The sequence below is a fragment of the Candidatus Eisenbacteria bacterium genome, assembly GCA_016235265.1.
In the GTDB taxonomy this organism is placed as follows: Bacteria; Eisenbacteria; RBG-16-71-46; order RBG-16-71-46; family JACRLI01; genus JACRLI01.
This window is the reverse complement of record JACRLI010000024.1, coordinates 1-25529: the sequence shown is the minus strand read 5'-3', so window position 1 is coordinate 25529 and position 25529 is coordinate 1. Positions and strand designations below refer to the sequence as shown.

The following is a 25529-nucleotide window of genomic DNA, read 5'->3' as shown; positions in this document are numbered from 1 at the left end:
GCATGACTTCGGACGAAGGCAAGAGCCCCCAGGAGGGCGGCGCCCCGCGGACTTCCATTCACCAGCCGCCGCCCGGGGCCCATCTCATGAACATCATCCGGTGGATGCTGTTCGTGGGCCTGTCCATCCTGGCCCTGGTCAGCATCGCCAGCTACATCGCGTACAGGATGGAGTTGAAGGCTCCGTCCGGGAAGGTGGGCAAGGCGGCCAGGGTGATCTACCGCTGCCCCATGCACCCCGCGTACACCTCGGACAAGCCCGGGGACTGCCCGATCTGCGGCATGAGCCTGGAGAAGGTCACCGACACCGACGAGCACGCGGCGCACGCCGGGATGGGGCACGAGGGCGACGTGCCCGGGCTCACGCCGGTGCACATGACCCCCGAGCGGGTGCAGTTGATCGGGGTCCGATTCGCGCGGGTGGAGCGGAGGACTTTCGGCGGGACGCTGGACCTGGTGGGCTTCGTGACGCCCGACGAGGGCCGCATCCGCAGGGTCCAGATCCGGGTCTCCGGCTGGGTCCAGCAGTTGTTCGTGAACCGGACGGGTGAGAAGGTGCGCGTCGGGGAGCCGCTGCTGTCCATCTACAGCCCCGAGTTGTACCAGAGCGAGCGCGAGTATCTGATCGCCCACGAGGCCGGCGGCATGGGCGAGCACGGCGCGGGCGGCGCCACCGGGGGCGGCGAACCGGGCGGCGCCACCGCGGAAGCCACCGGGGAACGGCTCAGGCTCCTCGGAGTTCCGGGGGAGGAGCTCCTCCGGCTGGAGCGCGAGCGCACCCCGGTCATGAACCTCACGCTGCGCTCCCCGGTGAGCGGGACGGTGCTGGAGCGCGGAGTGCTGCAGGGCCAGTACGTGGGAGCGGACACGCCCCTGCTGACGGTGGCGGACCTCTCGCGCGTGTGGGTCCTGGCGGACCTGTACGAGATGGACTTCGAGCGGGTCCACACCGGTGACCGGGCGGTGTTCACCGCGGACGGCATGCCCGGCCGCACCTTCGAGGGCCGCGTGGAACTGGTGAACCCGACGGTCTCGAGCGAAACGCGCACGCTCAAGCTGCGCATCGGGCTGGACGATCCGACGGGCGTGCTGCGCCCCGGGATGTACGGGCATGTCGCCGTGCGGGGCGCGGCCGAGACGGCGCTGGTGGTCCCGGGCGAGGCCGTGGTGAACGCGGGCGAGCACAGCTACGTGTTCCTGGCCCGGGGCGGGGGGCATTTCGAGCCCCGCATGGTGTGGGTGGGGCTGCGGGACGCCGACCAGGTCCAGATCGTCCGCGGACTCGCGGCCGGCGACACGGTGGTCTCGAGCGCCTCGTTCCTGATCGACTCCGAGAGCCGCCTCAAGGCCGCCATGGAAGGCATGGGCGGCAAGCCGGCGCCTGCCCACAATCACGGAGGCATGTGATGATCGGGCGCATCATCGAGTACTGCGCCACCCACCGCATGCTGGTGTTCATCGTCACCGCGTTCGTGGTGGCGGGCTCCTACTTCGCCGTCAGGAGCGTGCCGCTGGACGCCATCCCGGATCTCTCGGATCCCCAGGTGATCGTCTGGACCGAGTGGATGGGCCGCAGTCCGGACCTGGTGGAGGACCAGGTGACGTATCCCATCGTCTCCGCCCTGCTGGGCGCGCCGAAGGTCGAGGCGGTGCGCGGACAGTCCATGTTCGGGATGAGCTTCATCTACGTCATCTTCAAGGAGGGGACCGACCTCTACTGGGCGCGGAGCCGCGTGATGGAGTACATGGGCAGCATTCGATCCCGGCTCCCCCAGGGAGTGAACCCGGTGCTGGGGCCGGACGCCACCTCCGTGGGGTGGGTGTTCCAGTACGCCCTGGTGGACAAGAGCGGCAGGCACGACCTCGCGGAGCTGCGCACGTTCCAGGACTTCAACCTGCGCTATGCGCTGGCCAGCGTGCCCGGGGTGGCGGAAGTCGCATCCGTGGGCGGGTACGAGCGCCAGTACCAGGTGGAAGTGGAACCAAACAAGCTGCACGCCTACGGCCTTTCGCTGGGAGACCTCACCGGGGCCATCCGCAGGAGCAACTCGGATGTGGGCGGGCGGATCATCGAGATGTCCGGACGCGAGTACTTCGTGCGCGGGCGCGGCTACATCAAGAACCTGGACGACATCCGCCAGATCGCCCTGGGCGCAGACCGCGGCACCGGTACGCCCATCCGCATCGGCGACGTGGCCAGCGTGTCGTTCGGCCCGGACATCCGGCGCGGCGTGGCCGAGCTGGACGGCGAGGGCGAGGTCGTCGGCGGCACGGTGGTGATGCGCTACGGCGAGAACGCGCTGCGGGTGATCGAACGGGTGAAGAAGAAGCTGGGTGAGGTCAAGGGCTCCATGCCCGAAGGGGTGGAGGTCAAGATCGTCTACGACCGCTCCGGGCTGATTGACCGGGCCATTGACACCCTCCGGCACACGCTGCTCGAGGAAGCCATCGTGGTCAGCCTGATCATCTTCGTATTCCTGCTGCACTTTCGGAGCACGCTGGTCCCGGTCCTGTCCCTGCCGGTGGCCGTGGGGCTGGCGTTCGTACCCATGTACTTCCTGGGCATCAACTCCAACATCATGAGCCTCGGAGGGATCGCGATCGCCATCGGAGCCATGGTGGACGCGGCCATCGTGCTGGTGGAGAACGCGCACAAGCACCTGGAGACGGCCCCGCCGGGGGCCGACCGCCAGAAGGTGTTGATCGAGGCAGCCAAGGAGGTGGGCCCGCCGATCTTCTTTTCGCTGCTGATCATCACCGTGGCGTTCCTGCCCATCTTCGGGCTCAACGGCCAGGCCGGGCGGCTGTTCAAGCCGCTGGCCTTCACCAAGACCTTCGCGATGGCGTTCGCGGCGCTGGTCTCCATCACGTTGTCCCCGGCGCTCATGGGACTGCTGATCCGCGGCAAGATCAAGCACGAGAAGGACCATCCCGTCTCGCGCTTCATGATCGCCATCTACCGGCCCTTCGCCTGGGTGGCGCTGAAGAACCCGAAGACCACCATTGCGATCGGCCTGGCGGCGCTGCTCTCGGCCGTGCCGATGACGATGCGCCTGGGCCACGAATTCATGCCGCCGCTCAACGAGGGCGACATGCTCTACATGCCCACCACGTTCCCCAACATCTCCATCGAGGAGGCCAAGAAGTATCTCCAGGTGCAGGACCGGTTGATTCGCGGCTTCCCCGAAGTGGAGACCGTGTTCGGCAAGTCGGGCCGCTCCGAGACGCCCACGGATCCGGCGCCGCTGTCCATGGTCGAGACCGTGGTGAAGCTCAAGCCCCGCGAGCAGTGGCGCATGGTGGAGGTGCCGCGCTGGTACTCGAAGTGGGCGCCCGCGTGGACCCGGCCCGCGCTGCACGTGCTGTGGCCGGAGAAACGGCGCATCCGCTGGGAGGAACTGACCGAGGAGCTGAATCGCAGGCTGCAGATGCCGGGCTGGACCAACGCCTGGACCATGCCCATCAAGACCCGCATTGACATGCTCTCGACCGGCATCCGCACGCCCATCGGGGTGAAGATCTTCGGGCCCGACCTGGCCACCATCGAGCGCATCGGCATGGACCTGGAGCGGACGGTGTCGAAGGTGCCGCACACGCGCAGCGTGTACTCGGACCGCAACACCGGGGGGTTCTACCTGGATATCATCCCCGACCGCAAGGCGCTGGCGCGCTACGGCCTGACCGTGGGGGAGGTCCAGGACGTGATCGAGGCCGCGGTGGGCGGAGAGCCGATCGAGGTCACAGTGGAGGGGCGCAACCGGTTCACCATCAACGTCCGCTATCCGAGCGAGCTGCGGCAGGATGTCGAGCGCCTGCGCCACGTGCTGGTGCCGCTGCGCATGCCCGCCTCGCGGGGGACCTCGGCGCCCATGGGCGCGGGCCCGTCCGCCATGCCGGGGACCGCGCCGCCCACGCTGTTCGCGGCCAGCGGGATCCCGGACGTGGGCCTGGAGCTCTACACGCAGGCCATGAGCGGGCCGGGGCCCGACCCGAAACCGGGTGGCGGCATGGGCTCGCCGGGCGGCGGCATGGGGGCAGCCTCCTCCGGCGCCATGGGCGGGCAGGCGGCGGGAAACCCGCTGCCTCCCGCCGGCCCTGCCGCCGTTCCCGGCGGCGGGGTGCCGGACGCCGCCGCCGGCCAGCACGTGCCGCTGGGCCAGGTGGCGGACATCCGCATCGTCACCGGCCCGCCGATGATCCGCGACGAGGCCGGCATGCTGGCCGGCTACGTCTACGTGGACATGGACGCCGCGAAGCGCGACATCGGCGGCTACGTGGAGGACGCCAAGAAGGCCGTGGCCCGGGAGGTGAAGCTGCCGGTGGGATACACCCTCAAGTGGACCGGCCAGTACGAGCTGCTGCAACAGATGCAGGCGCGCATGAAGTTCCTGGTGCCGCTGACGCTGGTGATCATCACACTGCTGTTGTTCATGAACTTCGGCAACCTCGCCGAGGCCCTGATCGTGCTGTGCTCGGTCCCCTTCGCGCTGATCGGCAGCGTGTGGCTGATGACCTTCCTGCACTACAACCTGTCCACCGCCGTGTGGGTGGGGATCATCGCGCTGGTGGGCCTCGCGGCGCAGACGGGCGTGGTGATGGTGGTGTACTGCGACAGTTCCTATCACAAGTACAAGCGCGAGGGCCGCATCCGCGACCTGGACGACATCGTGGAGGCCACGCTGGAAGGTTCGGTGCAGCGCGTGCGGCCCAAGCTCATGACCGTGGCGACGATGATGATCGGCCTGGTGCCGCTGCTGTGGTCGCAGGGCGCGGGCGCGGACGTGATGAAGCGGGTGGCTGCTCCCATGGTGGGCGGGCTTTTCACCTCGGCGTTCCTCACCCTGGAGATCATCCCGGTGGTGTACACGTACTGGCGCTACGCGCAGCTCAAGCGGGAACAGCGGAACGGGAGGGCGGCAGTGTAGCGCGCGGCGCGGCGGTCCGGTCGGAGTGCACTGAGCGGTGTCCCGGCCGGTCGCCGCCGCGCCATCACGCGGGTCGTGATTCGGAGGCCGCAATGTTCACTCAACCTCTGGCCGAACAGAAAGGAACTTTCATGCTACGCACTTTCCTCTTCACCCTCGCGGCCGCTGCCGTGCTGGCCGCCGGGGCGCCGGCGCGCGCGGACCAGATGAGCAAGCACGCCCCCACGACGATCACCGGGGAGGTCGTGGACATGGGTTGCTGGCTCGGGCACTCCGCACGCGGCGCCAAACACGTGGAATGCGCGACGAAGTGCATCCAGGGTGGCATGCCCATGGGCCTGCTGACGGACAAGGGGGTCCTCTACCTTCTTACCCTTAGCCACGATGACGCCGATCCCTACAACAAGATCAAGGACATGGCGGGCAAGACCGTCTCCGTCACCGGTTCCGTGATGACCCGCTCGGGAGTCAAGGGGATCGACGTGACGGCGTTCAAGCCGGCCGAAGCGGTCGGGGGCAAGTAATCCGACGAGAGCGCGGGCGGCCGCCCCGCGCTTCGGGAGGGCTCCATGAAGAGGCGCACGCTCCCGGTCCTGTTGGCGGTCCTGGTGGCTGCCGGCCTTGCGGCCGGCGCCACCGGGCTCTTCCTGCTCCGGCCCCGCCTTCCCGCCGCTGAACGCGGTCGCCGACTCGCCGAGCGCACCGGCTGCTTCGCGTGTCACGGTCCGGAGGGCTCCCGGGGCGCGGCGAACCCGGGACGCACCGACCGCACCGTGCCCACCTTTGGCGGGGACCTGATGATGTACGCGGAATCGCCCGCCGACGTGCGGGAGTGGATTCTGAACGGCGTCACGTCCCGTCGCGCGCGCAGCCGGAGCTGGCAGGCGCAGCGGGACCGTGGGGCCCTCAGGATGCCGGCCTTCAAGGGCCGGCTCTCCGCGCGGGAGTTGGACGACCTGGTGGCGTTCGTGCTGTCCGTCTCCGGGGAACCCGAGCCGGAGGATTCCAGCGCCGCGCTGGGCCTCAGGAGGGCCCAGGAGCTGGGCTGCGTCGGATGCCACGGTCCCGGTGGCAGACTCGCCCGCCCCAATCCGGGCTCCCTCAAGGGTTATGTCCCGTCGTGGGACGGCTCCGACTTCCCGGAGCTGGTGGCCGGGCGCGCCGAGTTCGACCAGTGGGTCCGGGAGGGAGTCCCCGACCGATTTCGCGACAACGCGCTGGCGCGCTGGTTCCTGGCCAGGGCCGCGCTGAAGATGCCTGCGTATCGGCACCACCTCCAGGCCGGGGATCTCGACGCGCTGTGGACCTACGTCCAGTGGCTCCGCTCGCAGCCGCGGCCGTGATATCCTCCCCCCCATGCCTGCGGCGGTCGAACTCCTCGACATCCACAAGTCCTTCTCTCGCGTGAAGGCCAACGACGGCGTGCGTCTCTCCGTGGAGCGCGGCGAGGTGCACGCCATCGTGGGGGAGAACGGCGCGGGCAAATCCACCCTGATGAAGATCCTCTACGGCCTGTATGCGCCCGATCGCGGGGAGATCCGCGTGGGTGGGCGACCCGTGCGATTTCGCGGGCCCGCCGACGCGCGCTCGCACGGGCTGGGCATGGTGCACCAGCACTTCATGCTGGTCCGGAACATGGACGTGGCGGACAACGTGCTGCTGGGCCGCGAGGGCACCTGGGCGCTGGGCGGCCTGCGCCGCGGCCGGGCCTCGCGCGAGCTGCACGAGCTCTCCCAGCGCTACGGCCTGCAGGTGGACCCCTCCGCGCGCGTGGAGGACCTCCCGGTCGGCGTGCAGCAGCGGGTGGAGATCCTGCGCGTCCTCGCCCACGGCGCCGAAATCCTGATCTTCGACGAGCCCACCGCGGTGCTCACCCCCCTCGAGGTGGCGGAGTTCTTCCGCGTGCTGCGTCGCCTGCGCGAGCAGGGCAAGACCTCGCTGCTGATCACGCACAAGCTGGACGAGGTGATGGCGGTGAGCGACCGCGTCACGGTGATGCGAAGCGGCCGCGTGGTGGGCTCGCGCGCCACCGCTACCACCTCGCCGACCGAGCTGGCCAACCTGATGGTCGGCCGGGACGTGCTGCTGGGAGTGGAGCGCCGTCCCGGCGCACCCGAGGGCGCGGTGCTGGAAGTGCGCGACCTGGAGGTGCGGGATGCCCGCCGCCTGCCCGCGGTGCGCGGCGTGAGCTTCACGGTGCGCGCCGGTGAAATCGTGGGGTTCGCGGGCGTGGAAGGCAACGGCCAGACCGAGCTGATCGAGGCGATCACCGGCCTGCGCGCCCCGGATTCCGGCTCCGTCCGCCTCGCGGGGACGGACATCACGCGCGCCCCGGTGCGGCGGCGCTATGCCGCCGGCCTGGCCCATGTGCCCGAGGACCGGCACAAGCACGGGCTGGTGCTGGAGATGTCGGTGGCCGAGAACCTGCTCCTGGGGCGCCAGTGGGAGCCCGAGTTCTCCTCCCGTGGCCTGCTGCGGCGCGCGGGGATCGCGAGCATGGCCCGCGCGCGGGTGCGCGATTTCGACGTGCGTCCGCCGGACCCGGAAATCCCCGCGCGCGACCTCTCCGGCGGCAACCAGCAGAAGGTGGTGCTGGCGCGCGAGCTGACCCGCGCGGCTCGGCTGGTGCTGGCGGCGCAGCCGACCCGCGGCGTGGACATCGGGGCCACCGAGTTCATCCACGCGCAGCTGCTCGCGGCGCGCGACGAGGGCCGCGCGGTCCTGCTCATCTCGGCCGACCTGCAGGAGGTGATGCGCCTGGCCGACCGCATCCTGGTGCTCTACCGGGGCCGGGTGGCGGGCGAGGCGCGCGCGGAAGAGGCGACCGAGGAGCAGCTGGGACTGTGGATGCTGGGAGGCGCCGGAACGGGCGTCGAGACGGAGGGCGGGCCTGCCCCCCTGCCGCCACCTGACGACGCGGGGGTGGCGCCATGAACCGCGGGGCCTCCTTCGCCGTCCCGCTGGTGGCCCTGGCATTCTCCTTCGCGCTGGGCGCGGTGCTGATCGCGGCCATCGGGCGCGACCCCCTGCTGGTCTACGGCACGCTGGTGCGGGACACCCTGGGCAATCCCTACGGCATCGGCCAGGTGCTGTTCAAGGCCACGCCGCTGGTCTTCACCGGGCTGGCGTGCGCCCTGGGCTTCCGTGCCGGGCTGTTCAACATCGGTGCCGAGGGGCAGTTGTACGCCGGGGCGTTTGCGGCGGCGTGGACGGGGTTCACGTTCCCGGGGCTGCCGTCGGTGGTGCTGGTGCCGCTGTGCTTCGCGGCCGCCGCGCTCGCAGGTGCGGCGTGGGGCGCGGTGCCGGGCTACCTGAAGGCCCGCTTCGGCGCGCACGAGGTCATCAACACCATCATGCTGAACTTCGTGGCCGTGGCGCTGACCGGCTACTTCGTGGCGCACGTCTACGTGGTGGCGGAGTCCATGCACACGCCCGAGATCGCGCCCGCGGCGCGGGTGTGGCGGCTGGAGCGGCTGCTGCCGGCGCTGGCCGGCTCGCCGGTGAACGTCACGTTCTTTGCGGCACTCGCGGCGGCGCTGGCGGTGGGGTTCTTCCTGTGGCGCACCCGGGCCGGCTACGAGCTGCGGGTGGGTGGCTGGAGCGCGTCCGCCGCGGAGTACGCGGGCGTGAGGGGAGGCGCCGCCACCGTCGGCGCGATGGCGCTTTCCGGCGCGCTGGCGGGCCTGGCGGGCACCAACTTCGTGCTCGGCTACAAGCACTACTTCGAGACCAACTTCTCCAACGGGCTGGGCTTCATGGGGCTGGCGGTGGCGCTGCTGGGGCGCAATCATCCCGCCGGGGTGGTTGCTGCCGCGCTGCTCTTCGGCGCCTTGTCCCACGGCGCGCTGGTGATCAACACCCTGGTGCCCAAGGAGCTGCTGGAGATCCTGCAGGCGGTGGTGATCCTCTCGGTGGTGGTGACCAGCAACGTGTTCGAGGACCTGGTTCGGCGAAGGAGGAAAGCGCGTGTCGGGGCTGCTTGACGCCGCCGTGGTGGGCGCGCTGCTGGCGCAGACCCTGCGCATCTCGGTGCCCTATGCGTTCGCCTCCCTGGGCGGCACGTTCTCGGAGCGCGGCGGCACGGTGAACATCGCGCTCGAGGGCATCCTGCTCAACTCGGCGTTCGCCACCGCGGTGGGCACCCTGTTCCTGCACTCCCCGTGGCTCGGGGTGCTGGCGGGCATGACCGCGGGGATCCTCACCTCGCTGCTGCACGCCGTGGCGTGCGTGGTGTTCCGCGCGGACCAGATCGTGAGCGGCGTGGCGATCAACCTGCTGTCGGCGGGGCTGACGAAATTCCTGCTCAAGGTGATCTTCGACAGCACCAGCAACTCCCCGCGCTTCGAGGGTCTGCCGGAATGGAGCCTGCCATGGCTGGCGGACGTGCCGCCGCTGCGCACGCTGCTGGGCACGCCGCTGATCCTGCTCGCGGCGGTGTGCGTGGTCGTTGGTTCGCGGGTGCTGTTCCGAACCCCGTTCGGGCTGCGGCTGCGCGCGTGCGGGGAGCATCCCGAGGCGGCCGATTCCATGGGCGTGAACGTGGCCGGCACCCGTATCGCCGGGGTGCTGATTTCCGGGGCGCTGGGCGGGCTGGGCGGCGCGTGGCTGGCGCTGGACCAGCACAGCTTCACCGACGGCATGTCCGGCGGCCGCGGCTACATCGCGCTGGCGGCGATGATCGTGGGCAAGTGGAACCCCCTGGGCGGGGCCGGTGCGTGCCTGCTGTTCGGGCTGGCGGAGACCATGCAGTTGCGGCTGCAGGGAGGGAGCATCCCCACGCAGTTCATCCAGATGATTCCCTACGTGCTGACCATCGTGGTGCTGGCGGGCTTCATCGGGCGCGCCCTGCCGCCGCGGGCGGTGGGCGTGCCGTACCGGAAGGAACAGTGAGCGGCGACCCGGGGCGGAAGCGCGAGGAATGCCTGGGCCGCCTCGAGGCGGCCGCCCGCGTGGTCCTCGAGCGCCTGGGCCCGCTGCCGGCGAACGCGGTGGTGCTGGGCTCGGGCCTGGGACCGCTGGCAGACGGAATGTCGGAACGGGTGGCCCTGCCCGTCTCCGGGATTCCCGGCCACCCGCGCCCCGGGGTTCAGGGTCACGCCGGACTGTGGGTGAAGGGGCGCCTCGAAGACGTACCGGTGCTGGCGCTGCAGGGCCGCGCGCACTTCTACGAGGGCCACACGATGGAGGAGGTCACCTTCGCCACCATGCTGCTGAAGCGCCTCGGCGTGGAGCGACTTCTGGTGACCAACGCGGCGGGCGCGGTGTCGCCGCGCTTCAAGCCCGGCGACCTGGTGCTCCTGGACGGGGCGATCAACCTGATGCTGCACCAGCCGCGTTGGGATCACCGGAGCCCCCGGTCCATGCCGCTGGACCCGGGTCTGATGCGGATCGCGGAGCGGGTGGCGGGGAGGAAGGGCATCGCGCTGCGGCGGGGGGCGCTGGCGGCGTTCACCGGGCCGTCCTACGAGACGCCGGCGGAGGTGCGAATGGCCTGCGCCCTGGGCGGCGACGCCGGTGGGATGAGCACCGTGCCCGAGATCTACGCCGCGGGGCAGGCGGGACTGCGGGTCCTGGGCATCACCTGCATCACCAACTTTGGTTCCGGCATATCCGCGAGTCCGCTCGACCACCGCGAGGTCATGGAGACCGCGGACCGCGTGGCGTCCCGCTTCCGCGACCTGGTGGGCGGGATCCTGGCCGCATTCGACCGGGAGCAGCCGTGACGCGGCCCGATCTCGGTTGGGGCGTGATCTTCGACATGGACGACACGCTGCTGCTCACCAGTCCGACGTTCGAGGCGGCGATCCTGAAGCTGGCCTTGCGCCTGGGTGAGCTGGGCATTCCCATGGACGTGACCCGCGAGCGGCTCAACGACGTGGACCTGGCTCGCATCGAGCAGGTGGGCTACGGGCGGCACCGCTGGCCGGAGTCCATGGGGCTCACCTACCGCGCGTTCGTGGACGAGGGGCGCCTGCCGTACGACGCCGGCGTGGAGCGCGAGTGCGTGGCGATCGGCTGGGCCACCTACGAGGCCTATCCGCCGGTGCGCCAAGGCGCGCGGGAGGTGCTGGAGACCCTGCGGCCGTACGTGAAGCTCACGCTGGCCACCATGGGCGACGCGGACCTGCAGCGCCCGCGCCTGGAGCACTCCGGGCTGGAGCACCACTTCGACCGCGTGTTCGTGCTGCCGCGCAAGACCCCGGGCGAGTTCCGGCACGTCCTGGACGAGTGCGGCTTCGTCCCCGAGCGCGCCTTCATGGTGGGCGACGGCATGCGCTCCGACATCAATCCGACGCTGTCGCTGGGAATGCACGCGATCCACGTGCGCGGGCAGTCGTGGGCCTATCAGAACGTGCCGCCGCTGCACGGGGACTTCTTCGCCGTGGATTCCCTGGAGGAGATCCCGCCGATCATCTTCGGGAGGATGGGGATCGCAGGCGCCTGAGCCGGGGCAAACGTGGGTGCGCCCGCGTGAGCCGCAACGGGAGCCGGCCGTTCGCGCGCGGGTGCAGCGCGGATCCCTACAACCGGACCAGTTTCCTGGAGACGGTCCCCGCGCCCGATCCTGCACGCACCCGCACGAAGTACACCCCCGCCGCGCACGCGCCACCCGAGTCTCCGCGTCCGTTCCACGTCACCGAGTGCGCCGCCCCGTCGGAGGGGCCGCGCCACAACCGCGCGACCCGGCGCCCGGCGGCGTCGAAGACCGCCACGTCGGCGTCTGCCGCTCCCGCGGTCAGCGCGAAGTCCACGCGCACGTCGCCGCGCGAGGGGTTGGGGAGGGGCGGGCGCAGCCGCAGGATCGTCGCCGGCTGCGGTGCGGGCGCATCCACGGCGCCGGCCAGCAGTTCCAGCAGCCACAGGTCGTTGAGCGGCCCGCTGGGCACCAGGCCCCCGAAGACGCGCATGCGGCGGTTCACGGGATTCCACGTCGCAGCGTGGCGCCAGCGCGCCGGCGCGGGCGGCGAGGTGAGCGGTACCGGGTTCCAGACTCTCCAGTGGGGATCGTACATCCAGGTGTCCTGGATCGGGGCCGCGCTGGGGGAGGGCGCGCCGCCGTGGACCACCATCTGGTTCTCAAGGTCCATCACGGCCGAGTGGCCTTCCCGGGACGCCGGCCACCAGGTTCCCACCTGCAGTTGCCGGCGCCATGTCAGCGAGTCCACCGAGAAAGCCCACAGATCTCCGAGCGCCGTGGTGTCGTTTGACCCGCCGAACACCAGCAGTTCGCGCCGGATCGGGTCATAGGTCAGGGAGGTGAGATAGCGCGCTCCCGGCCCCTCGGGAGCCGGGATGGAGTCCCATTTCGCGCTGTCCGGGCTGAAGCACCACAGGTCGCCCAGCGGGCCGGCCGTGCCATACCCCCCGAACATCCACATCTTGCGGTCCTCGAAGTCGGCGACCATGGCGGCGAACTTCCGGCGCGGCGGGAAGCGGTTCACGTTCACCGGGTTCCACGTGAGTGAGTCGAAACTGTAGGACCAGGTGTCGCGCCGGAGGGAGGTGCCGGCGTCGCCGCCGAACAGGTAGGCGTGGCGGCCGATCGAATCCACGGAGACACAAGATCCGGAGCGCGCGGACGGGGCCGTCGGGGTGTCAATGCGGAGCCAGGAGTCGGTGGCACCGTTGAGCCGCCACAGGTCCCCCGCCGGCGAGCCGGCGTGCACTCCGCCAAACACGTGGAACAGCTCCCCCACGGGGTCGCGGAACGCCACGTGGTCGTAGCGCTCTGAGGGCACGGTGTCCACCTGCGACCAGTCGAAGGTGAACAGGTTGAGCCGGTGAAAATCGTTGCTTTCGCCCGGCGCGAAGCGGGAGCGGCCGCCGAACTCGACCAGGAGGTTCTTGAGCATCGTGCCGCACGCGCCCTCGTCCGCCCATGGGGGCTCGCCCAGCGTGCCCAGGGACTCCCACTGCGCGGACATGAAATTGTAGCTGTACGTGTCCTTCCACGCCGAGCGCAACCCGTGCCCGCCGGTGACGAACATACGCTCGTCGGACGGTCGCACCGCGGCGATGTGCCCGGCCCGGCCCTCCGCGGGCGCGCCGGACGAGGTGATGCGCGACCACGTCATGGTGGCCAGGTCCAGCTGCCACAGGTCGTTGAAGTAGGTGGAGACGCCGTCGAAACCCCCGTAGAGCGCGGCGCGACTCTGCACGATGTGCTCGCGCAGGAACGAGTGGAAGGATCGCGCGGCCGGGAAGGTGCTGTCCTCGGGCACCCGCGTCCAGTCCAGCGTGGCGAAGTCGAGGTAGTAGAGGCGCTGCAAGTAGTTGCCGCCGAAGACCACCAGGCGGTCCAGGTCCCGGTCGAACATCATTCCGTGGCCGGTCGTGGGCGGGGGCACGTCCCCGTGGGTGACGATGGTGCTCCACTCCAGGGTGGCGAGATCGAGGGCGCGCACGGCGCTGGTGGTCCCGCCGAAGACCACCATGCGGCGGCGAGCGCCGTCGTAGACGGCCTGGTGCAGCCACGTGGGGGGCGGGACGGCCCCGGACACCGCGGGCTGGCTCCACTCGCGCTTCAGCGGGTCGTACATCCAGAGGTCATTGAGGCCGGTGGGATCGGTCTGCGAGCGGAAGCCGCCGAACAGGAACACGCTGCCCGAGACGGAGTCCACCACCATCGAGGCGAAGGAGCGGGAGGGCGGCGCGTTGTGCTTGCTCGAGGCCCAGCGGTCGGCGCGGGAAACGCCGGCCAGCGCCGCGAGGCACATCGCGGCGACCAGGAAAACGGACACGAAGCGGGCACGGGTCAAGCAGGCCCCCCGGCTTGGAAGCGGAGCGAGATGTGAGGGAGTGAAGTCAGGCCACGATTATACCACTATTTCCTTTCCTCCAACTCCATCTTGCACTTGGGGCAGCGACCGGGCTTGTCCGAGGTCACCTCGGGGTGCATGGGGCAGACGTAGGCCATGGCCGAGGAATCGGCCTGGGCCGCCGCCGTGGCGGCCTCGCCGGCCACCGACCTGGCGCTGTCGATCGTCGCCGCTCCACCCGGGGCCACCGTCTCCGCCCCCTGGTCCACCGCCTTCTTGCCGCACCCTGCCGCCCCCAGGGCCGCCAGGACCGCCATTGTTGCGACCAACTTTCGCATCCAGATTCTCCTTGGATCGGGTGATTGCGCCTCAGGACGCAGGGGAAGATAGCAGATCGGGCCCGGGCGTGTCCCGGGGCGGGGATCATCACGCCGGGCGCTCGCACCCGCCCGGGAGATCCCTGTGTTGACGCGGTGTCACCCCCGGTGGGCGCCGGAACTGCCCGGAATCTACATTCCCGCAACGGCTTGCCACCACCTTTGAAACAACCTCGTTGTATACCTGTTTCAACGGCGTAAATCCAACAGGCAGTTCATTTTGGCGTTGACAGGGGACCCCTGAGCGATTATTATCATCACTGAGTGAATTCTACTGGTATCGCTGGTTCCCGGACCGGCGAGGCCTACCCGCCTCGAGAGCGGAGCCACCAGTCGTTGTCACCGTGGACCGCTTCCAAACGAAGCCCGTCTCACACCGTTTCAAAAGGAGAGCCCATGAAGACCCTCGGTACTATTCTCGCCGCCGTGGCGCTGCTCGTCGCCTGCGCTGGGTCCGCGCAGGCCCTCAATCTCATGAGCGAGCTGTTCAGCTACGGGAACGGCAACCTGACTCCGAACGGCGGCTGGGCCGTGCACAGCGGTACGATCACCGGCACCGGCACGGGCATTGACGTCCAGGTCGTCAGCAGCGCCGCCGTCGGCGACATGACCAAGGCCCCGGACGTCAACCGCTCCTTCGCCGCGCAGGACTCATTCGGCACCGTGTACGCCTGCTACCAGGTTACCATCCCGCAGCCGACCGTCACGCCGGTGGTGGGCAACTACTTCGCCCACTTCAAGGACGGCACCACTTCAAACTTCTGGGCGCGCCTGTTCGTGCTCCCGGTTGCTGGCGACGCCACCAAGTTCACGTTCGGCGTCTCCGCCTACAGCGTCAACAACATCGCGCAAATCGGCGTGTGGGGCACCCCGCTTACGTTCGGCACCACCTACTGGATCGTCACCTCGTGGGACGGCACCGCCAAGGTCGCGACGATGTGGGTGAACCCGACCAGCCCGTCGAGCCCGAGCGTCTCGTCTTCGACCTCCAGCGTGATCATCCCCCGGCTGTCGATTTCTTCGTTCGGCCTGCGCCAGAGCAGCTCCGGCTCTCCGGTCTCTGGTTCGGTCAACTGGACCTACAAGGTTGACAACCTGGGCGTCGGCACCACGTTCTATGACGCGTGCGCCTACACCGGCATCACCCCGGTCCAGAACTCGACCTGGGGCCAGATCCGCAAGGTCTACCGCTAGACTCCAACGAAGCTCGCTGTACCTGGCGGCCACTTCCCGCGCGGGAGTGGCCGCCTTGCCTTGTCGCGCCGCCTCAAGGGCACGGTCCACCGTGGATAACGGAATAGCACCATCACGGTCATTCCACGGAAGTGGAGTCCCGGGCACGATTTAGGGGCTTGACGCGGCCGGGCTTTCTTGCTACTGTTTTCACAATCACTGTTCGGGTGTCCGCGGAGTGGTTTCCGGTTTGCGCGGCACCGGACGTAAGATAGATACCCAATTATCCCTTACTGTCCACGCAGCACACATACCTGGTACCTGGCTTGAGTGAAAGGGCGTCCAACCGGGCGCCCTCTTCGCATATTGCGCGTTGACAGGCCTCTCGGCCCATCTGGGATACTTGGGTCGGATGAGCTTTCCGGCGCCAAGACCCCGGGAGGGCCCGGCCCGCACCCATCGCGGGCGGGGTGGCATCCAATGGTTCTGGGTAGACCCCGTGGCCGGCGGCCAGCCGGCCCTTTACGAAAAGGAGTGGGAATGTCCCAGGTTGGTGAGGCGATCGTCACCGTGAGCGAGCGGGCCGCCCAGGAGATCAAGGCGGTCATGGAGAAGCAGGGCAAGGCGGATGCCAGCCTGCGCATATACGTCGCGGGCGGCGGCTGCTCCGGCCTGCAATACGGCATGCAGCTGACCACCGAGACCGAAGACGGCGACGTGACGTACGAGACCCAGGGCGTGCGCGTGGTGGTGGACTCCGCCAGCGCGGAGTACTTGCGCGGCGCGTCCGTGGACTGGGAAGGCTCCCTGGTCGGGGGGGGGTTCCGCATCGAGAACCCCAACGCCGTGAAGAGCTGCGGCTGCGGCCAGAGTTTCACGCCGCAGGGCCAGGAAGGCGGCGAGAGCGCCGGGGGTTGCGGGGGCTGTTCGGGCGGCCACTAGGCGCGGCCGCCGACGCCCCGCGCCAGGGCCTGTGCCACAAGGAGGACTGGAACGGGGATCCACCTGAGTGCGTCCTCGTTCGTCGTCCCAGGGAGGCGGGCCGGCCCGCCTCCGGGGGGAGCTCCCTAGATCTTCGCCTTCATCCAGCTCCCGCGCCGGAACCAAAGCACGAACCCCGCCAGCTCCATCGAGTACGCCGCCAGGATGGCGCCCCACACCACCATCGGTGAATGGAACCCCAGCGCCTCGGCCGCCAGGACCAGCGCCACCGTGCCCCCGGCCCCGAACGTCACGCCCAGGACCATGGTCGAGAGCGTGTTGCCCGAGCCCCAGAACGCCGCCGCCAGCGGCAGCTGGATCGCCAGGAGCAACTGCAGCGGGGCCATGATCCGCACCGCCACCTTGCCGATCTCGTGCGCGTGCCCGCCGGAATCGAACAGCCGTACCAACGGGCCCGCCGCGAGCAGCTCCGCGATCACCACCGGTGCCACGATGCCGGCGCTGATCGCGGTCGCGACCAGCACCGCGCGCCGGGCCCGTTCCGGCTTTCCCGCGCCCAGGCACTGGCCCACGATGGGAATCGTCCCGAGCGTGAAGCCGACACCCACCACGGTGCCCATGTCCACCAGCCGCTGCGCGATGCCGGTGGCCGCCACGGCGGCCGAGCCGTAAAGCGCCACGCGCGAGACACACCAGGTGAGCGAGAACGAGCGCGACATGGACTCCACGGTGGCGGGAAAGCCGATGCGCACGATGGAACCCACCACGTCCCAGCGGATCCACGGCCGCGGGGGCGGCACCGGCAGCCGGAAGCCCGCGCGGCCCGACTGCAGGTACGCCACGCCGGCCAGCAGGAAGATGAGGTTGGTGATGCCGTTGGCGATCGCCGCGCCGCGCACTCCCAGGCCCAGGACCAGCATGAACAGCGGGTCCAGCACCATGTTGAGCCCCACCGATCCGAGCATGAACATCATGGCGGTGGACGCGCGACCCGCCGATCGCAGCACCGTCCAGATGCTCACCATGCAGTAGAGCAGCGGCAGCGTCAGCGAGGCCAGCCGGCCGTAGGCGATCGCCTGCGCGGCCACATCGCCGCGCGCGTTCATCATGTGCACCAGCGGCCCCGTGAGCGCGCAGGCGGCAATCCCCACCACCGTCGCCATGGCAAACTTGAAGAACAGCGTCTGGTAGATCGCCACCGAGGCTTCCGCGAAGTCGTGCTCGCCCAGGCGCCGCGAGATGATGGGCACGCTGCCCGCGCCGATCATTTCATTGAATGACCACAGCACGTACAGCAGCGCCGAGAACACCGTGACGCCGGCGATGGCGTCGGTGCCCAGCCGGCCGACCCAGAAGAGATTCACCAGCGTGAATGCGATCTGCGCGGAGAATCCGATCGCCGACGGCACGCCCATGCTGATCACGGTGCGCACCAGCGGCCCCTGCGTGAGGTCGCGGGGACGGTTCTCCGCCGCGGCGTCCTGCGCCGGCGGGCTGTCGGTGACTTCGGGTTCGTGCATAGGGGGCCGAGGCTACCCGAGGCGGGGGGGGAATGCCAGCGCCTCGCGGCGTCCTGTCGCCCTCAGCGATCATGACCGCCCGAATCCACGGTGAACATGTCCCTCCTGGTCCCGCATCGGCGGCGCCCGGGTTGACGCCGCGCGCGGGCCGCTGCACCATTCCCCCCGGAACTTCCCCGGGCCGCGCCGCGGCCCTTTCACCCCATCAAGGGAGCCGTCATGTCCGCTTTCGCTTCCCTTCGCGCGCGCCGTCCGGCCGCGTTCTTCACCCTCGGCACCGTCCTCGCGCTGCTGGCCGGGCTGGCATGGCCCCACGCCGCGGCGCGGGCCGCCGACGGCCTGGCCGGGCGCTGGGAAGGAGGCCTGCAGGGGCCGGGCGTGAACCTCGCGCTCAGCGCGGAGTTCACCGCGAAGGACGGCGGCCTCGCCGGCACGTTGGATATCCCCGCGCAGGGCGCGACGGGGCTGGTGCTGGTGGACATCGTCTCGGGCGCCGACGGCAAGGTGAGCTTCTCGGTCCAGACGGGCGGCGCGCCGGGCGCGTTCGTGGGTGCGTTCTCGGGCGACAGTCTGTCGGGCGACTACACCCAGGGCCCGTTCAAGGGCACCTTCTCTCTGCACCGTGCCGCGGCGAAACCCGTCGTGCCCGCCGAACCTGTTCCGTACCGCGAGGAGGAGGTCAGCTTCGCGAACGGGGAGGTGAAGCTGGCCGGCACCTTGACCGTGCCGCCGGGCAAGGGGCCGTTTCCCGCGGTGATCCTGGTGACGGGCAGCGGGCCGCAGAACCGGGACGAGGAGATCTTCTCGTTCAAGCCATTTCGCCTGATCGCCGACCACCTGTCGCGTCACGGTGTCGCGGTGCTGCGCTATGACGATCGCGGCATCGCGAAGTCCACCGGCGACTTCGCCGCCTCCACCACCGCCGACTTCGCCGGAGACGCCCACGCAGCGGTGGAGTATCTCCGTTCCCCGGACTTCCACCGGGCGCACCCGGAGGTGAACGCGAAGCGCGTGGGCATCTGCGGGCACAGCGAGGGCGGGCTGATCGGTCCGATGGTGGCCAACCGCAACCCCGGGGTGGCGTTCGTGGTGCTGATGGCGGGTCCGGGAGTGACCGGCGAGAAGATCCTGCTGGAGCAGGGCCAGGAGATCTCACGCGCCGGCCGGGCCACCCCCGAGGAACTGGCGCAGCAGGCCGCGCTGCAGCGGCGCATCTTCAAGGCAGTGCGCGGCGTGATCCCCTGGGACACGGTGCGCGCCAGCATGATGGAGATGGGCCGCCGGCAGATCGCGGCGCTGCCGGAGGCCCAGCGTCAGGCGGTGGGAGATCCGGAGAAGTACCTTGCCGGCGTGGTGGACCAGCAGTTGCAGGGATCGAAGAGCCCGTGGATGCGCTACTTCCTGGACCACGACCCGGCCCCGGAGCTCCAGAAGTTGCGCGTGCCGGTGCTGGCGCTGTTCGGCGAGAAGGACCTCCAGGTGCCCACGGCCCAGAACCGGCCCGCGGTGGAGGGCGCGCTCCGGAAGGGTGGCAACAAGGCCTTCCGGGCGCACGTGTTCCCGAAGGCCAACCACCTGTTCCTGACCTCGGAGACCGGCAGCCCGGCGGAGTACCCGTCCATGAAGAAGGAGTTCGTGCCGGGATTCCTGGACACGCTGTCCGCCTGGATTTCGAGGACACCGCCTCGGAAGAAGTGACCCGCCCGCGGGTGAGCGCGGGAATTCGCTGGGATTCAACAGGTTCGGCGCGGTTCGGGGCATCGCGAAGGCGGGTCCGCACCGCGCCGCTTCCGTTTTGAAACGATGCAACCTTTGTCCCGTGTTCCTCGTCTGATTCTATGAAGGCCGAAGGACGCGGAATCGGGCGGCAGCCCCAGGACCCCTCGGGCACCCCCGCTCCGCACCCAGGCCGGCTCCAAGGCTCTGGATTCACTGACAAGACAGGCCGGACGAGCTGCCGGGGCGATGCCGATCTCCGTCGGGCAGCCCCAAAGTTGCGATCCTGTTCCCCGCGGGTGCGATTCCGTGCAGACGGTGACGCATCCACGAAGAAGCCGCCGGGCGGGCACACCCGGCGGCTTCTGCTTGTGGGGCGGTCGGTGTCGAGCCGCGGCCGTGCTAGACTTGTGGCGGACTTCCGGCCCCCCCTGACAAGGACACACACATGCCACGCATCCGGATCGCCGCCGAGGCATTCCGACGGGCTTCTTCCCGCTCTTCCGCCGGGATTTCCTCCCGGCTCGTGTCCCGGTACGGCGACCTGCGCCCACTCGCGCTCGCCCTCGCCCTGCTGGCTTGCCCGTGGGCCACCGCGGCACTGGCCCACGCCCCCATCCAGGACCACCTCCGCGCCCTCGACCTCGCGATTCGGCGGGAGCCCTCAAGGGCGGAGCTCTACCTGCAGCGGGCGCAGCTTCGGCGCAGCAACCACGAATGGGCCGCGGCCGGCGCCGACCTGGACCGCGCCGCCCGCCTGGGACCGGACCTGCCCGGGCTGCCGCTCGAGGGGGCTTCGCTGCTGCTCGATTCCGGTCACCCCGCGCAGGCGCGGATCGTCCTGAACGCGCTGCTGGCCGGTGCGCCGCACGACTTGCCCGCGCGGGTGCTGCGCGCCCGGGTGCGCTCGGCCGCGGGAGACCACGCCGGCGCCGCGGAGGACCTGGAATTCGCCGTGGCGTCCGCCGCCGCGCCGGATCCCGATTGGTACCTGCGCCTGGCGGACGAGCGTGCGGCGGGCCCCGGAGGGGCCGCGGCCGCGCTGGCCGCCCTCGAGGCGGGAATCTCACGCCTGGGGCCGGCCCCGGCGCTCGAAGGCGCCGCGGCCAGCCTGGAAGCGAGATTGGGACGACGCGGTGCCGCGCTGCGCAGGCAGTCGGACGCGACCGCGCGCTGGGATTCGGGGAATGACGCGGGCGCCGCGCCCGCCCCCGGAGCGACGCCGGTGGGTGTCGTCGCGCCGAGGGGCGGCGTCGCTCCGGCTTCCGCCCCTGTTCGGGAGTTCCGTCTCGAGCCCGCCTCCGGCGCGGTCCCGGATGCCCGCCTTGCGCCGGTCGCAGCGCTGGTCACGCGTGGCCCGTATCTCCAACTCGCCACCCCCGCGGGCATCACGGTGCGCTGGCGCACCGACGTGGCCACCGACAGCCGGGTCACGTGGGGGCCGTCGCCCGCGAGCCAGCCGGGCTCGCTCTCCGACGCCGCGCTGACCACCGAGCACGAACTGGCCCTGACCGGTCTTTCACCCGACACGCGCTACTACTACTCGGTGGGCACCTCCGCCGGCCCGCTTGCGGGCGGCGACACCACCTGCACGTTCGTCACCCATCCGGTGGCCGGGACCCCGCGGCGCACCCGGGCGTGGATCCTGGGCGACTCGGGCCTGGGCAACGCGGGAGCGCGGGCGGTGCGCGACGCGTTCCGCAATCACCCGGGCTCCTTCGCCACCGACCTGTGGCTGATGCTCGGCGACAACGCCTACAGCAGCGGCACCGACGCGCAATACCAGGCCGGGGTGTTCGACATGTATCCCGACATGTTGCGGCGCGCCGTGCTGTGGCCCACCCGGGGCAACCACGACGTTCTGTACGCGGGACCCAACAACGACTACTACGACGTGTTCACCATGCCTGCCGCCGCCCAGGCCGGGGGAGTGCCCTCCGGGACCGAGGCGTACTACTCGTTCGACCACGGGCAGGTCCACTTCATATGCCTGGACTCGGAGGGCAGCAGTCGTGCGGTGGGCGGGGCGATGCTGCAGTGGCTGCGCTCCGACCTGGCGAGCACGCCGCGTCCGTGGGTGATCGCCTTCTGGCATCACCCTCCGTACACCAAGGGCTCGCACGACTCGGACAACGACCTGGACAGCGGCGGACGCATGCGCGACATGCGCCAGAACGTGCTGCCCATCCTCGACTCCCTGGGCGTGGACCTGGTCCTGACCGGGCACAGCCACTCCTACGAGCGCTCCTTCCTGCTGAAGAGCCACTACGGCAAGTCGAACACGCTGACTTCCGCGATGAAGGTGGACTCCGGCGACGGCCGGGAGGCCGGGACCGGCGCCTACCACAAGCCCACGCTGGGGAATGCCCCCGGGGAGGGCTCGGTGTACGCGGTGGCGGGAAGTTCGTGCCAGGCGAGCGGGGGAACGCTGGATCACCCGGTCATGGTGGTCTCGCTCAACGTGATGGGCTCGATGCTCCTGGACTTCGACGGGGCGCGCCTGGACGCGCGCTTCCTGGACGACCTCGGCGTGGTGAGGGACAGCTTCACGGTGCTCAAGGGGACCGCCATAGGGATCCCGGGAGCGGCCGCCGCGCGGGCGGCGCTGCGGCTCTCCGCCGTCTCGCCGAATCCTTCGCGCGGCGCGTCCCACGTGAGCTACGAGCTGCCCGCGTCCGGCCGCGCGCGGATCACGGTATTCGACGCGGCGGGGCGCCGCGTCACGACGCTGGTGGACGAGGCGCAGGCGGCGGGCCCGCACCAGGCCCGCTGGGACGGCCGCGACGCGCGAGGCCGCCGCGCGCCCGCCGGCGCCTACTGGTGCGCGCTGGAATTCCGCGGCGAGCGGCGGGCGAGGGCGCTGATCCGGGTGGAGTAGGGCCGGTCACTCGGCCGCTTCGCCGGCGTCCGTTTCCCGCCGGGGACTCCGGGGAGACGCATCGGAGCGCAGCCGGCCTTCCTCCGCGAGGATCCTGCGAAGCACGAACTCCACCTGGGCGTTCAGGCTCCGCAGGTCCGCGGCGGCCCAGCGCTGCATGGCTTCCAGCACCGCCGGGTCGATCCTGAGCAGGAAGGACTTGCGCTCCGCCACGTCGGGCCGCCTTCTACTGGTACAGCGTGCCGGTGTTGACCACCGGCTGCGCGTGCCGGTCGCTGCACAGCACCACCAGCAGGTTGCTCACCATCGCGGCCTTGCGGTCCTCGTCGAGCGTGACGGTCTTCTTCTCGGCCAGCTTCTCGAGCGCCATTTCCACCATGCTCACCGCGCCCTCCACGATACGGGTGCGCGCGGCGATGATCGCGCCGGCCTGCTGGCGCTGCAGCATGGCGCTGGCGATCTCGGGCGCGTACGCCAGGTGGCTGATGCGCGACTCGATCACCTGCACGCCGGCCTTGGACAGACGGTCCTGGATCTCCTTCTTCAGCTGCTCGGCGATCTCGGCGGTGTTCCCGCGCAGGCTCGTCTCGCCATCCACGTGCGTGTCGTAGGGGTGCGTCGTGGACAGGTTGCGCAGCGCCGCCTCGCTCTGGACCGTGACGAAGTTCTCGTAGTTGTCCACCTCGAAGGCCGCCTCGGCGCTCTCCACCACCTTCCACACCACCACCGCGGCGATCTCGATGGGGTTGCCGTCATGGTCGTTCACCTTGAGCTTGGCGCTCTCGAAGTTCCGGATACGGAGCGAGATGCGCTTGCGGGTGGTGAACGGGTTCACCCACCAGAAGCCCTGCTGCTTGACGCTGCCCACGTAGGTGCCGAAGAGCTGCACCACGCAGGCGTCGTTCGGGTTCACCACGGTCAGCCCGCCGAGGAACAGGATGCTCACCAGCAGGGTCACGGCCATGCTGATGACCCCGGGCGCGAACTGGTGGACGGCGAAGATGATCAACCATGTGAGCGACCCCGCGAGGACGAGCAAGAGCAGGAGCATCGTCGGGATTCCGGGGAGCGCGTGAGCAGGTTTCTCCTGGATCATGGGACCCTCCTTTGATGTCAGGATGATATCATTTTGATTGCGTGCGAGTCAAGGGGATTCTGAAGTAGTGGGTCGGTTTTCCGGAACGTCCAGTAGGACAGTAATTTACCCAGCTGTCCACGGGTGGTTAGTGGCCCGGGATGACGTAACTACATGACCAGGAGCGCCTGAGAAAGCGGCTGTGACTCGGCCAGGTGGCATCGCCCAGCATTCTCGAGTCCACACCCTGCCCGGACTGCCAGGGTGGTATCCGACAAGAAAGGCGTTTACAAACAGACTCCTGAACCTATATTATATGTCGTGGAGGTGTTTTTCAAATGACTAACCGACGGATCTTCGAAGCTCCCGCGCTGGACGACCTCGAGATGGGGGTAATCGCGCGGATCTCCGCAATGAAAGACAGCCTCAGTTACGTACTCCAAGATCCCGTGAGATGGACAGGCCTGCTTGCCAGGAATGCTCTCGCAAAGGCGATCCGCGGGTCAAACAGCATTGAGGGGTACAACGTCACCCAGGACGAGGCGATTGCGGCGATCGAGGGTGAGGAGCCGATGGACGAGCGAACTGAAGCATGGATCGCGGTAGATGGATATCGCCAAGCCATGACGTACGTTCTGCAGCTCGGCAAAGACCCACATTTCACCTACTCAAACGAACTCCTGAAATCGCTTCATTTCATGATGCTCAGCCATGACCTCTCCAAGTGGCCCGGTCGCTGGCGCGCCGGGTCAATCAGCGTGATCGACGAAGAGAGCAAGAAGGTGGTCTACACAGGGCCGGATGAATCCCTGGTCGACGGACTGATGCAGGAACTTATGGAGTCCATTCGGCGAGATGCCCACGAGGGAGAGGCTCCCCACATCGTGAGCGCCGCCATGGCGCACCTGAATCTGGTGATGATCCATCCGTTTCGGGATGGTAACGGGCGCATGGGGAGGTGCCTGCAGACTCTGATCCTGGTCCGATCTGGAGTGCAAGCACCACAGTTCTGCAGTATCGAGGAGTACCTGGGCAGGAACAGGCGAGAGTACTATGATGTGTTGGCGCACGTGGGTCAGGGACACTGGAACCCAGACGAAGACTGCAGGATTTGGGTGCGCTTCTGCCTGACAGCCCATTTTCGACAGATGCTGACAATCCTCCGAAGAACGAAGGAACTCCAGAAGCTCTGGGACGAGCTTGAAGCCATCGCTGCGGACTTTGGCCTGCCCGGCCGAATGCTATTCGCCCTGGCGGATGCAAGTTGGTCTCTCCGGGTACGCAATCCCATGTACAGGAAGAACGCGGAGGTCACCCCCGCTGTTGCCTCAAGGGACCTGAGCAAGCTGGCCGAACTCGGGCTTCTGATTCCAAAGGGAGAGAAGCGCGGTCGGTACTACGTGGCGGGTGAGAAGCTCCAGGAAGTCCGGCGGCGCACCCGCGAACCAAACAGAACTGATGAGGATCCATTTGCCCCGGATTCGCAAATGCGGAAACCGGGGATTTAAAGCTAGCCGTGTCCAGACTGGACCTGGGCGGAAAGTGGTGAACGTGAGATGAGCAGGGTAGCACGATGGAGCGTACTTGCGACGGTGGTGGCGCACATGCTGTTAGGCTGGTCGGATCTTGTCGCTGCGAGGCCTCAGTTGAGGGGGACACCTCCCTTCGGCGCTGGAATCGCAGTGGGTGCGGGCGTAGTGAAGGTCGGGGCGACGCTTCAAATCCGCCCATCTGTCGAAGTCGATGGGAGGCACGGGAAGTGGTGTCGGATAAGTGTGGCGCTTCCGGGATTCCTGAGAGTGCTATCAGGGGATACGGTCGTGACCGCCCTCGGAGGGGGTAGCTTCACTACGTGGTTGATCGAGGCCACCCCAATAAGGAGTGGAGAGGGGGAAATGGTCGTCAGGATGGTCGTTGAGGCGGACTCGGCAAACAGGTTCTATGTATGTGAGGCGGCGGCACCGATTCGTGTGCAAGGGGACACCGGAGGCGTGGGAGACTCGAGGTCCATCCGGGCGGAGTACTGGAAGCAAGCCCATTCTTAGTTGGAATTCTCCACGGCTCCATCGTGTGATCACGCGGCCTCTTCCAGCCGCTTGGACTGCTGCTTGATGTTCAGGGCGCGGGCGAGTGCGCTGACCAACTGCGGGAGATGCCGATGGCCC

The 25529-nt window shown here is 69.0% G+C and carries 19 protein-coding genes; 14 read left to right on the top strand and 5 right to left on the bottom strand.

Annotated features, from left to right (window positions below; translation table 11 throughout):
- Positions 1-2: 2 nt before the first annotated feature.
- The 9 genes from HZB25_13260 (at position 3) to HZB25_13220 (ending at position 11369) form a co-directional block, all read left to right on the top strand.
- Entirely contained in the window at positions 3-1406 is a 1404-nt protein-coding gene (locus HZB25_13260) for an efflux RND transporter periplasmic adaptor subunit (protein ID MBI5838201.1), read from the top strand.
- Positions 1406-4924: an efflux RND transporter permease subunit gene (locus HZB25_13255; protein ID MBI5838200.1), complete on the top strand. Its 3519-nt coding sequence runs from the start codon at positions 1406-1408 to the stop codon at positions 4922-4924. Before HZB25_13260 ends, HZB25_13255 begins: the two co-directional genes overlap by 1 nt.
- Before the next feature lie 131 nt (positions 4925-5055).
- On the top strand, positions 5056-5448 hold the full coding sequence (locus HZB25_13250; protein MBI5838199.1) for a hypothetical protein: 393 nt from the start codon (positions 5056-5058) through the stop codon (positions 5446-5448).
- Positions 5449-5493: 45 nt separating this feature from the next.
- On the top strand, positions 5494-6267 hold the full coding sequence (locus tag HZB25_13245) for a c-type cytochrome (GenBank protein ID MBI5838198.1): 774 nt from the start codon (positions 5494-5496) through the stop codon (positions 6265-6267).
- A gap of 13 nt (positions 6268-6280) precedes the next feature.
- Entirely contained in the window at positions 6281-7858 is a 1578-nt protein-coding gene (locus HZB25_13240; protein MBI5838197.1) for an ABC transporter ATP-binding protein, read from the top strand.
- Complete coding sequence (locus HZB25_13235; protein ID MBI5838196.1) at positions 7855-8907, top strand: ABC transporter permease; 1053 nt, start codon at positions 7855-7857, stop codon at positions 8905-8907. The genes HZB25_13240 and HZB25_13235 overlap by 4 nt, the downstream gene beginning before the upstream one ends.
- 7 nt (positions 8908-8914) lie before the next feature.
- On the top strand, positions 8915-9814 hold the full coding sequence (locus tag HZB25_13230) for an ABC transporter permease (protein ID MBI5838195.1): 900 nt from the start codon (positions 8915-8917) through the stop codon (positions 9812-9814).
- Positions 9811-10647 (top strand): purine-nucleoside phosphorylase, encoded by an 837-nt coding sequence (locus HZB25_13225; GenBank protein ID MBI5838194.1) that lies wholly within the window; start codon positions 9811-9813, stop codon positions 10645-10647. Before HZB25_13230 ends, HZB25_13225 begins: the two co-directional genes overlap by 4 nt.
- On the top strand, positions 10644-11369 hold the full coding sequence (locus tag HZB25_13220; GenBank protein MBI5838193.1) for an HAD family hydrolase: 726 nt from the start codon (positions 10644-10646) through the stop codon (positions 11367-11369). The genes HZB25_13225 and HZB25_13220 overlap by 4 nt, the downstream gene beginning before the upstream one ends.
- A gap of 76 nt (positions 11370-11445) precedes the next feature.
- Here the strand turns inward: HZB25_13220 and HZB25_13215 are convergent, their stop codons facing one another.
- Together HZB25_13215 and HZB25_13210 are read right to left on the bottom strand one after the other, a co-directional pair.
- A complete protein-coding gene (locus tag HZB25_13215; GenBank protein ID MBI5838192.1) occupies positions 11446-13683 on the bottom strand; it encodes a T9SS type A sorting domain-containing protein in 2238 nt (745 codons plus the stop codon).
- A gap of 65 nt (positions 13684-13748) precedes the next feature.
- On the bottom strand, positions 13749-14021 hold the full coding sequence (locus HZB25_13210) for a hypothetical protein (protein ID MBI5838191.1): 273 nt from the start codon (positions 14019-14021) through the stop codon (positions 13749-13751).
- Positions 14022-14456: 435 nt separating this feature from the next.
- On the opposite strand from HZB25_13210, the gene HZB25_13205 reads away from it, so the two are divergent.
- Together HZB25_13205 and HZB25_13200 are read left to right on the top strand one after the other, a co-directional pair.
- A complete protein-coding gene (locus HZB25_13205) occupies positions 14457-15254 on the top strand; it encodes a hypothetical protein (GenBank protein MBI5838190.1) in 798 nt (265 codons plus the stop codon).
- 519 nt (positions 15255-15773) lie between these two features.
- A complete protein-coding gene (locus HZB25_13200) occupies positions 15774-16175 on the top strand; it encodes an iron-sulfur cluster assembly accessory protein (protein MBI5838189.1) in 402 nt (133 codons plus the stop codon).
- Between the two features lie 125 nt (positions 16176-16300).
- On the opposite strand, the gene HZB25_13195 is transcribed toward HZB25_13200, so the two are convergent.
- A complete protein-coding gene (locus HZB25_13195; protein ID MBI5838188.1) occupies positions 16301-17695 on the bottom strand; it encodes an MATE family efflux transporter in 1395 nt (464 codons plus the stop codon).
- A 219-nt stretch (positions 17696-17914) separates the two neighbouring features.
- Between HZB25_13195 and HZB25_13190 the strand changes: the two genes are divergently transcribed.
- Both HZB25_13190 and HZB25_13185 read left to right on the top strand, forming a co-directional pair.
- Entirely contained in the window at positions 17915-19393 is a 1479-nt protein-coding gene (locus HZB25_13190) for an alpha/beta hydrolase (GenBank protein ID MBI5838187.1), read from the top strand.
- 466 nt (positions 19394-19859) lie between these two features.
- Complete coding sequence (locus HZB25_13185; GenBank protein ID MBI5838186.1) at positions 19860-22289, top strand: metallophosphoesterase; 2430 nt, start codon at positions 19860-19862, stop codon at positions 22287-22289.
- A 6-nt stretch (positions 22290-22295) separates the two neighbouring features.
- Here the strand turns inward: HZB25_13185 and HZB25_13180 are convergent, their stop codons facing one another.
- Together HZB25_13180 and HZB25_13175 are read right to left on the bottom strand one after the other, a co-directional pair.
- A complete protein-coding gene (locus tag HZB25_13180; protein MBI5838185.1) occupies positions 22296-22502 on the bottom strand; it encodes a hypothetical protein in 207 nt (68 codons plus the stop codon).
- 13 nt (positions 22503-22515) lie between these two features.
- Positions 22516-23382: an SPFH domain-containing protein gene (locus HZB25_13175; protein ID MBI5838184.1), complete on the bottom strand. Its 867-nt coding sequence runs from the start codon at positions 23380-23382 to the stop codon at positions 22516-22518.
- Positions 23383-23702: 320 nt separating this feature from the next.
- Between HZB25_13175 and HZB25_13170 the strand changes: the two genes are divergently transcribed.
- Positions 23703-24872, top strand: coding sequence for a Fic family protein (locus tag HZB25_13170; GenBank protein ID MBI5838183.1), 1170 nt, complete (start codon positions 23703-23705; stop codon positions 24870-24872).
- Positions 24873-25529 lie beyond the last annotated feature (657 nt).